Source organism: Pseudomonas sp. WS 5412 (assembly GCF_012985615.1).
GTDB lineage: Bacteria > Pseudomonadota > Gammaproteobacteria > Pseudomonadales > Pseudomonadaceae > Aquipseudomonas > Aquipseudomonas shahriarae.
The window spans coordinates 21,358-31,813 of sequence record NZ_JAARMB010000034.1 but is presented as its reverse complement, the minus strand read 5'-3'; the positions used below and the strand labels follow the sequence as shown (position 1 = coordinate 31,813).

Annotated in this window: 11 protein-coding genes; 8 read left to right on the top strand and 3 right to left on the bottom strand. The window is 60.2% G+C overall.

Features of this window, described 5'->3' with window-relative positions; translation table 11 throughout:
* Nucleotides 1-397 precede the first annotated feature (397 nt).
* A complete protein-coding gene (locus HBR94_RS27230) occupies nt 398-766 on the bottom strand; it encodes a hypothetical protein (protein WP_170045846.1) in 369 nt (122 codons plus the stop codon).
* A 235-nt stretch (nt 767-1,001) separates the two neighbouring features.
* On the opposite strand from HBR94_RS27230, the gene HBR94_RS27225 reads away from it, so the two are divergent.
* The 3 genes from HBR94_RS27225 (at nt 1,002) to HBR94_RS28450 (ending at nt 3,741) form a co-directional block, all read left to right on the top strand.
* A complete protein-coding gene (locus tag HBR94_RS27225; protein ID WP_170045845.1) occupies nt 1,002-2,300 on the top strand; it encodes a serine/threonine protein kinase in 1,299 nt (432 codons plus the stop codon).
* Complete coding sequence (locus tag HBR94_RS27220) at nt 2,293-3,081, top strand: VacJ family lipoprotein (protein WP_057958978.1); 789 nt, start codon at nt 2,293-2,295, stop codon at nt 3,079-3,081. The genes HBR94_RS27225 and HBR94_RS27220 overlap by 8 nt, the downstream gene beginning before the upstream one ends.
* Before the next feature lie 117 nt (nt 3,082-3,198).
* Nucleotides 3,199-3,741 carry a hypothetical protein gene (locus HBR94_RS28450; protein ID WP_178112947.1) on the top strand — a complete coding sequence of 181 codons (543 nt, stop codon included), beginning with the start codon at nt 3,199-3,201 and terminating at the stop codon, nt 3,739-3,741.
* A 3-nt stretch (nt 3,742-3,744) separates the two neighbouring features.
* Here HBR94_RS28450 and HBR94_RS27210 read toward each other — a convergent pair whose 3' ends face one another.
* On the bottom strand, nt 3,745-4,659 hold the full coding sequence (locus tag HBR94_RS27210) for a DUF808 domain-containing protein (protein ID WP_057958976.1): 915 nt from the start codon (nt 4,657-4,659) through the stop codon (nt 3,745-3,747).
* Between the two features lie 134 nt (nt 4,660-4,793).
* On the opposite strand from HBR94_RS27210, the gene HBR94_RS27205 reads away from it, so the two are divergent.
* Nucleotides 4,794-5,399: a TetR/AcrR family transcriptional regulator gene (locus HBR94_RS27205; protein WP_057438851.1), complete on the top strand. Its 606-nt coding sequence runs from the start codon at nt 4,794-4,796 to the stop codon at nt 5,397-5,399.
* 210 nt (nt 5,400-5,609) lie between these two features.
* The gene (locus HBR94_RS27200) at nt 5,610-6,068 is read left to right on the top strand and encodes a transposase (RefSeq protein WP_170045844.1); all 459 of its coding nucleotides are present in this window, start codon (nt 5,610-5,612) and stop codon (nt 6,066-6,068) included.
* A 112-nt stretch (nt 6,069-6,180) separates the two neighbouring features.
* Here the strand turns inward: HBR94_RS27200 and HBR94_RS27195 are convergent, their stop codons facing one another.
* Complete coding sequence (locus tag HBR94_RS27195; RefSeq protein ID WP_057438850.1) at nt 6,181-6,621, bottom strand: heme-binding protein; 441 nt, start codon at nt 6,619-6,621, stop codon at nt 6,181-6,183.
* Between the two features lie 268 nt (nt 6,622-6,889).
* Between HBR94_RS27195 and gcl the strand changes: the two genes are divergently transcribed.
* The 3 genes from gcl to HBR94_RS27180 are packed head-to-tail and all read left to right on the top strand — an operon-like array spanning nt 6,890 to nt 10,406.
* Nucleotides 6,890-8,665, top strand: coding sequence for a glyoxylate carboligase (gcl, locus tag HBR94_RS27190; protein WP_057438849.1), 1,776 nt, complete (start codon nt 6,890-6,892; stop codon nt 8,663-8,665).
* A gap of 10 nt (nt 8,666-8,675) precedes the next feature.
* Nucleotides 8,676-9,458 carry a hydroxypyruvate isomerase gene (gene hyi / locus HBR94_RS27185; RefSeq protein WP_170045843.1) on the top strand — a complete coding sequence of 261 codons (783 nt, stop codon included), beginning with the start codon at nt 8,676-8,678 and terminating at the stop codon, nt 9,456-9,458.
* Between the two features lie 57 nt (nt 9,459-9,515).
* A complete protein-coding gene (locus tag HBR94_RS27180; RefSeq protein WP_057958974.1) occupies nt 9,516-10,406 on the top strand; it encodes a 2-hydroxy-3-oxopropionate reductase in 891 nt (296 codons plus the stop codon).
* Nucleotides 10,407-10,456: the final 50 nt, after the last annotated feature.

The window sequence follows — 10,456 nt, the reverse complement described above, 5'->3', positions numbered from 1 at the left end:
GAAGCCAGCTCCCACAGGTATATGCGCACGCTTCGACGATCAGGTCGGCTGTCAGGCCGCCTCGCTTTGCTTTTGATCTGAGGCGCCCCGTTAAACCACGCTGGCCGTCATCCGATATTGATTTGGGGGGGTAACCCGGCAGGACGCCGGGTTAGCCGCGCTGGGCCAGGGATGGCCCATCGCGGCGGCCCCCCAAATCAATGTCGGATGACGGGCACACCGAGCCTAGGCGAGGTGCCGAGTGGTGGGGCAAAAGCGCTTTGGTTACTTTCGCACTCTTCGAAAGTGACCCGCCGTAAGGGCGGAACCAATAGCCGCCGTGACCCCAGCATCGGATATGTACACAAACCCAATAAGCTAAAGAGTTGTGTAGATACCTATGCTGCGATTGGCCCTATCAGGCAGCCCGAGGCGCCCTGACCAACCGCAACCCGGCAATCACCAACGCAAACACCGCAAAATTGGTGTTGTACAACGCCAATGCCGGAATCCCGAACGCCAGCCCCAACACCGCCAAACCCCAACCGGCACGGCCTGGCAGTACAAACGCCAGCACCGAGGTGACCAGCGCCGCCCAGCCCATGACCTTGAAGTGGATCATCGAACCCAGGTTCGCCCGTAACTGGCACTCCCAGCGGCTGGCATCGTCAACGCAGATGCCCACCCACTGCCCGTCCTCCATAAACCCATAACGGGCGCCATAACTGGCAGCCAGCCATAACGGCAAGGCCAACAGCAGCAGGATCAGCGGCAAACGACGGGACATAAGGGCACTCCGATAGACGAAAACGGCGCCCAGCTTAATCTCCCCTGGGCCATTGGCAAGGGTTGCGCACAGATAACTATTCATCAAAGCGTGCCAAAGTGTATCGTCTGCACACTATTACCTCGATTCCTATGTTTTTTCCGATATTAAGTGCCGATGGCTGGCACTTCGGCGATAACGCGGTGGTCATAGCCTGCGAACTTCATTAAGCACGTTTCCTCTTAGGGATTTAGTCATGCTCCGTTCCTTGCGCTGCGCTGCCCTGTTGGGTGGCCTTTTTTTGAGTGCGTCAGCACTGGCGGTCGACGTCGACCCGGCCAGCTATGGCTACCCTTTGACCAACCCGTTCGAAGCGACCATCGCCACAACGCCACCGGACTTGCGGCCGGATTTGCCATCCATTGATGACATCAACCAATCCGACTACAACCTGAACATGCGCCCGGAGCGTGAATTCAGCCTGCCCGACAACTTCTGGGCGGTGAAGAAGCTCACCTACCGCATTGCCAAACAGGATCGCGCCGCGCCACTGATCTTCCTGATCGCCGGCACCGGCGCGCGTTTTGACAGCTCTCTCAACGAATACCTGAAAAAGCTGTACTACAAGGCCGGCTACCATGTCGTCCAACTGTCGTCGCCCACCAGCTTCGACTTCATCAGCGCCGCCTCGCGCTTTGCCACACCTGGCATCACCCAGGAAGACGCCGAAGACATGTACCGCGTGATGCAGGCCGTGCGCGCACAAAACGCCACGCTGCCGGTCACCGACTTCTACCTCACCGGCTACAGCCTGGGGGCGCTGGACGCGGCGTTCGTCGCCAAACTGGACGAGACACGACGCAGCTTCAACTTCAAGAAAGTGCTGCTGCTGAACCCGCCGGTCAACCTCTATACCTCCATCACCAACCTCGACAAGCTGGTGCAGACCGAGGTCAAGGGCATCAACAACAGCACCACCTTCTATGAGCTGGTGTTGAACAAGCTGACCCGCTACTTCCAGCAAAAGGGCTATATCGACATGAACGATGCCCTGCTCTACGACTTCCAGAACTCCAAGGAGCACCTGACCAACGAGCAGATGGCGATGCTGATCGGCACCTCGTTCCGCTTCTCGGCGGCCGATATCGCCTTTACCTCGGACCTGATCAACCGTCGCGGCCTGATCATCCCGCCCAAATACCCGATCACCGAAAGCACCAGCCTCACGCCGTTCCTCAAGCGTGCGCTGCAGTGTGATTTCGACTGCTACCTGACCGAACAAGTGATCCCGATGTGGCGCGCCCGCTCCGACTGCGGCAGCCTGCTGCAACTGATCGACCAGGTGAGCCTGTACGCCCTTGAGGATTACCTGCGTGACAGCCCGAAAATCGCCGTGATGCACAACGCCGACGACGTGATCCTCGGCCCTGGCGACCTGGGCTTCTTGCGCAAGACCTTCGGCGATCGCTTGACCGTCTACCCGCTGGGCGGCCACTGCGGCAACCTCAATTACCGCGTCAACGCCGACGCCATGCTGGAGTTTTTCCGTGGCTAAACATCTCCTGCTTCTTGCCGCCTTACTCTGTGCGGGCGTTGCCAACGCGGACAACAGCAAGGCTCATGCACCGACCGTGATCGACCAGGATGGCTTCAAGGAGCCCTTGAGCAAGCTCAAGTTCAACCCTGGCCTGGATCAGCGCGAGTTCGAGCGCTCGACCCTCAACGCCCTCAACGTCTATGACCCGCTGGAGTCGTGGAACCGTCGGGTGTACCACTTCAACTACCGCTTCGACCAATGGGTATTCCTGCCCGTGGTCGACGGCTATCGCTACGTCACCCCCAGCTTCCTGCGCACCGGCGTCAGCAACTTCTTCAACAACCTGGGCGACGTGCCCAACCTGATGAACAGCCTGCTGCAACTCAAGGGCCACCGCTCCCTGGAAACCACCGGCCGCCTGTTGGTCAACACCACTATCGGCATCGCCGGACTGTGGGACCCAGCCACCGCCATGGGCCTGCCGCGCCAGAGCGAAGACTTCGGCCAGACCCTGGGCTTCTACGGCGTACCGGGCGGCGCCTACCTGATCCTGCCGATCCTCGGCCCATCGAACCTGCGCGACACCGGTGGCCTGCTCGTCGACTACACCGCCGAATCGCAGATCAACTACCTCAACGTGTCCGAAGTCAGCTCCAACCACCCGGAAATCTGGGCCCTGCGCGCAGTAGACAAGCGCTACCAGACCAGCTTTCGCTACGGCCAGATGAACTCGCCGTTCGAGTATGAAAAAGTGCGGTATGTGTATACCGAGTCGCGCAAGTTGCAGATTGCCGAATAACGTTACCCAGCGTGCAAAAAGGCCATCGAAACGTTCGATGGCCTTTTTTTTCGGCTGTCAGCAGCCCACCCCTCGGAACCAGTTCGTACGCCCCTGCCACTTAAAGTCCAGGCCCCCATGCAGATAAGCCCGACACAAAACAGGCTGACCGCACTCTGCCCACCTCGAACTTTCCAGTGGAACTTCAACATGACGCTATCGGTTTCCCAGCCCACCCTCACGGCACCCACCCTCGCCGCGCCCCCGACGGCTGAATCCCAAGCCTCAACAAAACCTCATCTGGACGCCCCCAGAGGCGCCTATGGCCGACCGCGCGGCGACAATCGCAGCGCAGGGCAAATCTTCAAGGAGACTCCGATCCTCAAGGACATCCTCAAACAAGATGGTCCTTTTGCAAGCAACTTCATCAATCAGCTCAAGCAGCAAACCGGCGATTGGAGCGCAGCCAACCGCGACCCCGAATCACGTGCCAATGCCGCCTATAACCTGGCTAAAGTGGCAACCTATATTGATGGCCGTGAAGACTTGGAGCGTCAGGGCCCAGCCCAGCAAAACGATCAGCACGTACAGGGTTTTGGCCAGTTCGGCAGTGTTTCCGCAGGCTCGGAAGCGCAGCTGTTCAAGGCGTTCAGCGAAAAAGGCTACAGCGCGCTGCGGTAACGCCTAGCCCCTCAAGGCGCGCCACGCCTTGCTCGCTACAGACACCAGCGCCAGCACCACCGCCCCGGCGATGATCCCCGCGACGGCATTGAGCAGGGTCGGCACCAGCCAGGAGATGCCACCGATACTCTGGCTCACGCTTTCAATCCAGTGATGCACCGCGGGCACGCCGTGGGTGAGGATGCCGCCACCGACCATGAACATCGCCGCCGTGCCGATCACCGACAGGCCTTTCATCATGTACGGTGCGGTTCGCAGAAGTCCGTTGCCGATATCACGTACCCACTGGCCGGGCTTTTGCGACATCCACAGGCCCAGGTCATCGAGCTTGACGATACCGGCCACCAGGCCGTACACGCCGATGGTCATGACCAGGGCGATGCCCGACAGCACGATCACTTGCTGCATCAACGGCGCATCCGCCACGGTGCCAAGGGTGATCGCGATGATTTCGGCCGAGAGGATAAAGTCGGTGCGGATGGCGCCCTTGATCTTGTCCTTTTCGAAGGCCACCAGGTCCGTTGCCGGATCGGCCACGGCTGCGACCAACTGGGCATGTTCGGCCTGATCTTCGGCCTTGCTGTGGAGGAATTTATGGGCGAGCTTTTCAAAGCCCTCGAAACACAGATAGGCGCCGCCGAGCATTAACAGTGGGGTGACCGCCCAGGGCGCGAAGGCGCTGATCAACAGCGCGGTGGGCACCAGGATCAGCTTGTTGATAAACGAGCCCTTGGCAACCGCCCACACCACCGGGATTTCCCGCTCGGCACGCACGCCGGAAACTTGCTGGGCATTGAGCGCCAAGTCATCCCCCAGCACCCCGGCGGTTTTCTTGGCGGCCATTTTTGTCATCAGGGCCACGTCGTCGAGGACGGCGGCGATGTCATCAATCAATACCAACAAGCTGCTTCCTGCCATGAATCGGACGTCCTTAATGTGGGATATTTCGCAGCATAGCGTGGTACAAAGCGTCGCGGGCAGATTCTTGAGGCCCGCGGATCGCCGGTGCTACCATGCGCCACCGCCTGTCCTGGCAAGGAATCATCTGGTCTATGAGCACCATTCGCGAGCGCAACAAAGAACTGATCCTGCGGGCAGCCAGCGAGGAGTTTGCCGACAAGGGCTTCGCCGCGACCAAAACCAGCGACATCGCCGCCAAGGCCGGGCTACCCAAACCCAACGTCTATTACTACTTCAAGTCCAAGGACAACCTCTACCGCGAGGTGCTCGAAAGCATCATCGAGCCGATCCTGGCCGCCTCCACCCCCTTCAACCCGGACGGTGACCCCAAGCAAGTGCTGAGCAGCTATATTCGCTCGAAGATCAGCATCTCCCGCGATCTGCCCTTTGCCTCGAAAGTGTTCGCCAGCGAAATCATGCACGGCGCGCCACACCTGAGCCCCGAGCAGGTGCAGCAGCTCAACGCCCAGGCCAAGCACAACATCGACTGCATCCAGAGCTGGGTCGATCGCGGCCTGATCGCCGCCATCGACCCCAACCACCTGATGTTCAGCATCTGGGCAGCGACCCAGACCTATGCCGACTTCGACTGGCAGATCTCAGCGGTGACCGGCAAGGCCAAGCTGGATGAGGCCGATTATGAAGCGGCGGCGCAGACGATTATTCGGTTGGTGTTGAAGGGGTGTGAGCCGGACTGAGGGACCGTGGTGTGGCCAAGATTCGCGAGCAAGCCCGCTCCCACACTAGATCTATGCCAGACACAAAATGTATGAACAACGAAGATCCCATGTGGGAGCGGGCTTGCTCGCGAAAGTGCCCTCCCAGACACATCCTGCCAAAAGCCTGCCCATCAGCCTCAAACTCCCCGATCTAGCCTCTCAAGACCCCATCTGAAGAGAGGCAACGGAATGCCTGATCGAGCCACCTCACACCGCCTACGCATTGGCCGGTTCAGCGAAACCAACCGCATCTACCTAATCACCACCAACACCCACGAGCGCGTGCCGATCTTCAGCGATTTCCACCTGGGCCGCCTGGTGGTCTGGCAGTTCAGGCTTGCCCACTATCAAGGGCTGGCGAACTCTCTGGCCTGGGTGGTGATGCCCGACCACTTTCACTGGCTGATCGACCTGCAAAAGGGCTCCCTGGGGGACTTGATGTGCCAGGTAAAATCCAAAAGCACCCGTTCAGTCAATGGTGCCACTGGCCGCAAGGGAAGGCTTTGGCAAACCAGTTTTCATGATCGCGCACTGCGCAAGGAGGATGATCTGATGAAGATGGCTAGGTATGTGGTGGCCAACCCATTGAGGGCGGGATTGGTGGAGAGGATTGGCGACTATCCGTTGTGGGATGCAATTTGGGTTTAGGTTTAAGACCGAGTCGCCCCTATCGCGAGCAAGCCCGCTCCCACATTTTGACCGTGTTCACAGGTCAAAACGCGGGCTTGCTCGCGATGAGGTTCTTACAAGCCCCGAGAAATCAAGCACTCACCCCCGCATCCGCCAACAACCCCACCCCTTCAATCGCGCTGATCGCGCACTGCTCATCAATATCCGACGTATCCCCACTGATCCCGATCGCCCCCAGCACCACCCCCGCCGGGTCCCGGATCAACACGCCGCCCGGCGCCGGCACCACGCCGCCCTGCCCCAGGCTGTTCAGCGCGGCGATAAATGCCGGGCGTTGCTGGGCATCCAGGGCCAGCAGGCGCGAGCCCTTGCCCAGGGCAATCGCGCCCCAGGCCTTGCCGATAGCGATTTGCGGGCGCAGCAGGCTGGCGCCGTCTTCGCGTTGCAGGGTGATCAGGTGCCCGCCGCTGTCGAGCACCGCGATGGTCAGCGGTGCAGCGGCAATGGTGCGGCCAGCGGTGATGGCCTGGCTGACCAGGTTGACTGCGACTTTCAAGGTTAGAGCGCTCATGGGTGCCGTCCTTATCTTGTTATTGAGAAAGCCTTTGGGCTCTGAATGATCAGAAGCCGGACGCAACAAATAGAACACAATAGATTTATTTTTTGTATACAATATTTCGAAACATACGCACCATACGTCGAAATAATCCCGCTAAAAAGCCTTCCGACGAATGCACAGGCGTGAGAATAAAATGGATTGACCTGCGCCGCTCGCCGTGAATACACTTTGAAGCAACACCACTTGTATACAATTACAAAACGCAAGAGGCACCAAAACCATGAGCAAAATGAGAGCAATCGAAGCCGCCGTTCTGGTGATGCGCCGTGAGGGTGTAGACACCGCCTTCGGTATCCCAGGCGCCGCGATCAACCCGTTGTATTCGGCCCTGCAAAAGGTCGGCGGCATCGATCACGTCCTCGCTCGCCACGTGGAAGGCGCTTCGCACATGGCCGAGGGGTATACCCGCACCAAGGCCGGCAATATCGGCGTGTGCATCGGCACTTCGGGCCCGGCGGGCACAGACATGGTCACCGGCCTGTACAGCGCCTCGGCCGACTCGATCCCGATCCTGTGCATCACCGGGCAAGCGCCCCGTGCCCGCATGCACAAGGAAGACTTCCAGGCCGTGGACATCACCAGCATCGTCAAGCCAGTGACCAAGTGGGCGACCACCGTGCTCGAACCTGGCCAAGTGCCGTATGCGTTCCAGAAAGCCTTCTATGAAATGCGCTCCGGGCGCCCCGGCCCGGTGCTGATCGACTTGCCGTTCGACGTGCAGATGGCCGAGATCGAGTTCGACATCGACGCCTACCAGCCACTGCCGTTGGCCAAGCCACTGGCCACACGCATCCAGGTTGAGAAAGCCCTGGCCATGCTCGACCAGGCTGAACGCCCGCTGCTGGTCAGCGGCGGCGGCGTGATCAATGCCGACGCCAGCGAGCTGTTGGTGGAATTTGCCGAACTGACCGGTATCCCAGTGATCCCGACGCTGATGGGCTGGGGCACCATCCCCGACGATCACCCGCTGATGGTGGGCATGGTCGGCCTGCAAACCTCACACCGTTATGGCAACGCTACGATGCTCAAGTCCGACGTGGTATTGGGCGTCGGCAACCGCTGGGCCAACCGTCACACCGGCTCGGTGGAGGTGTATACCGAAGGTCGCAAGTTCATTCACGTTGACATCGAGCCGACGCAAATCGGCCGTGTGTTCACCCCGGACCTGGGCATCGTGTCCGACGCCGGTGCCGCGCTGACGATGTTTATCGAAGTGGCCCGCGAGTGGAAAGCCGCCGGCAAGCTCAAGGACCGCAGCGCCTGGTTGCATGATTGCCAGCAGCGCAAAGCCACCCTGCACCGCAAGACCCACTTCGACAACGTCCCGGTCAAGCCGCAACGGGTGTACGAAGAGATGAACCAGGTGTTCGGCAAAGACACCTGCTACGTCAGCACCATCGGCCTGTCGCAGATTGCCGGTGCGCAGTTCCTGCACGTCTACAAGCCGCGCCACTGGATCAACTGCGGCCAGGCCGGCCCATTGGGCTGGACCATTCCGGCCGCACTGGGCGTGGTCAAGGCCGACCCGAGCCGCAAGGTGGTGGCGCTGTCCGGCGACTATGACTTCCAGTTCATGATCGAAGAGCTGGCCGTGGGTGCGCAGTTCAAGCTGCCGTACATCCACGTGGTGGTAAACAACTCCTACCTGGGACTGATCCGCCAGGCCCAGCGCGGGTTTGAAATGGACTACTGTGTGCAGTTGTCTTTCGACAACCTCAACGCCCCGGAACTTAACGGTTATGGCGTCGACCACGTTGCCGTCGCCGAAGGCCTGGGTTGCAAGGCCCTGCGTGTGTTCGAGCCGGGCCAGATCCAGCCCGCGCTGCGCAAGGCCCAGGAAATGATCGAAGAGTTCAAGGTGCCGGTGATTGTCGAGATTATTCTGGAGCGCGTGACCAATATTTCCATGGGCACCGAGATCAACGCCGTCAACGAATTCGAAGATCTGGCACTGGTGGGCAACGACGCACCGACTGCCATTTCATTGCTCGATTAAGGAGAACCCCATGCCGCGTTTTGCCGCCAACCTGTCCATGCTGTTTACCGAACAGGACTTTCTCGCCCGCTTCAAAGCCGCCGCCGATGCCGGCTTCAGTGGGGTGGAATACCTGTTCCCCTACGAGTTCAGCTCCGCCGAAATCAAGGCACAACTCGACGCCCACGGCTTGACCCAAGTGCTGTTCAACCTGCCGGCCGGTGACTGGGCCAACGGCGAGCGCGGCCTGGCTTGCCACCCGGACCGGGTCGAAGAGTTCCGCGCCGGGGTCAACCTGGCCATCGCCTACGCCCAGGTGCTGGGCAATACCCAGATCAACTGTCTGGCGGGGATTCGCCCCGCCGGTGTGGATGACGCCACCCTGGAAAAAACCTTCGTCGCCAACCTCAAGTACGCAGCCGACAAGCTGCAGGCGGTGGGGATCAAGCTGGTGATGGAAGCGATCAACACCCGCGACATTCCAGGCTTCTACCTGAACAACACCGCGCAGGCCCTGGCGATTCGCGAACTGGTGGGCAGTGCCAACCTGTTCCTGCAGTACGACATCTATCACATGCAAATCATGGAAGGCGACCTGGCGCGCACCATGGCCACGCACCTGGATCAGATCAACCATATCCAGCTGGCGGACAACCCGGGGCGCAACGAGCCAGGCACCGGGGAGATCAACTACCGGTTCCTGTTCGAGCATCTGGATCGCATTGGCTATCAGGGGTGGGTCGGCTGTGAGTACAAGCCGTTGACCACCACCGAGGCTGGCCTGGGTTGGCTCAAGAGCCATAACGCCATCTGAGCAACCCCACAGGGGGCAGTGCCAGACCTGCACAACTAATAAAAAGAGGATTTCATCATGGCTAAAATCGGCTTTATCGGCACCGGCATCATGGGCCAACCCATGGCCGCGAACCTGCAGAAAGCAGGTCACCAACTGTTCCTCTCCGAGCACCACGGCAAGGCGCCCGCCGAGTTGATCGCCGCCGGTGCCGTGGCCCTGGCCAACCCGCAGCAAGTGGCCCAGGAAGCGGAGTTCATCATCGTCATGGTGCCCGATACCCCCCAGGTCGATGACGTGCTGTTCCGCGCCGACGGTGTTGCCGCAGGCCTGTCGCCGAACAAAGTGGTGATCGACATGAGTTCGATCTCACCCACCGCCACCAAGGCCTTTGCCGCAAAGATCAACGCCACCGGCGCGCAGTACCTCGACGCCCCAGTGTCGGGCGGTGAAGTCGGTGCCAAGGCCGCGACCCTGAGCATCATGGTCGGCGGCGAGCCGCAAACGTTCGAACGCGCCCTGGCGCTGTTCCAGAGCATGGGCAAGAACATCACCCTGGTGGGCGGCAATGGCGATGGCCAGACCGCCAAGGTGGCAAACCAGATCATCGTGGCGCTGAACATCCAGGCGGTGGCCGAAGCACTGCTGTTCGCCGCAAAGAACGGTGCAGATCCGGCCAAGGTCCGCGAAGCGCTGATGGGTGGCTTCGCCTCGTCGAAGATCCTCGAAGTGCATGGCGAGCGGATGATCAAGGGCACCTTCGATCCGGGTTTCCGTATCAACCTGCACCAGAAGGATTTGAACCTGGCCCTGGCCGGCGCCAAGGAGCTGGGGATCAACCTGCCCAACACCGCCGGTACCCAGCAAGTGTTCAGTACCTGCACCGCGATTGGCGGCGGCAACTGGGACCATTCGGCGCTGATCAAGGGGTTGGAGCATATGGCGAATTTCTCGATTCGCGATAAGTAACCTCCCCTCTCGGAATGCAATCCCTGGTGGGAGCTGGTTTGCCTGCTCCC

What these genes read in the sequence shown, in the direction of transcription:
- HBR94_RS27180 (WP_057958974.1), top strand. Translation starts at nt 9,516, where the DNA reads ATGGCTAAAATCGGCTTTATCGGCACCGGCATCATGGGCCAACCCATG.
- gcl (WP_057438849.1), top strand. Translation starts at nt 6,890, where the DNA reads ATGAGCAAAATGAGAGCAATCGAAGCCGCCGTTCTGGTGATGCGCCGT.
- HBR94_RS27195 (WP_057438850.1), bottom strand. Translation starts at nt 6,621, where the DNA reads ATGAGCGCTCTAACCTTGAAAGTCGCAGTCAACCTGGTCAGCCAGGCC.
- HBR94_RS27210 (WP_057958976.1), bottom strand. Translation starts at nt 4,659, where the DNA reads ATGGCAGGAAGCAGCTTGTTGGTATTGATTGATGACATCGCCGCCGTC.
- hyi (WP_170045843.1), top strand. Translation starts at nt 8,676, where the DNA reads ATGCCGCGTTTTGCCGCCAACCTGTCCATGCTGTTTACCGAACAGGAC.
- HBR94_RS27200 (WP_170045844.1), top strand. Translation starts at nt 5,610, where the DNA reads ATGCCTGATCGAGCCACCTCACACCGCCTACGCATTGGCCGGTTCAGC.
- HBR94_RS27205 (WP_057438851.1), top strand. Translation starts at nt 4,794, where the DNA reads ATGAGCACCATTCGCGAGCGCAACAAAGAACTGATCCTGCGGGCAGCC.
- HBR94_RS28450 (WP_178112947.1), top strand. Translation starts at nt 3,199, where the DNA reads ATGCAGATAAGCCCGACACAAAACAGGCTGACCGCACTCTGCCCACCT.
- HBR94_RS27225 (WP_170045845.1), top strand. Translation starts at nt 1,002, where the DNA reads ATGCTCCGTTCCTTGCGCTGCGCTGCCCTGTTGGGTGGCCTTTTTTTG.
- HBR94_RS27230 (WP_170045846.1), bottom strand. Translation starts at nt 766, where the DNA reads ATGTCCCGTCGTTTGCCGCTGATCCTGCTGCTGTTGGCCTTGCCGTTA.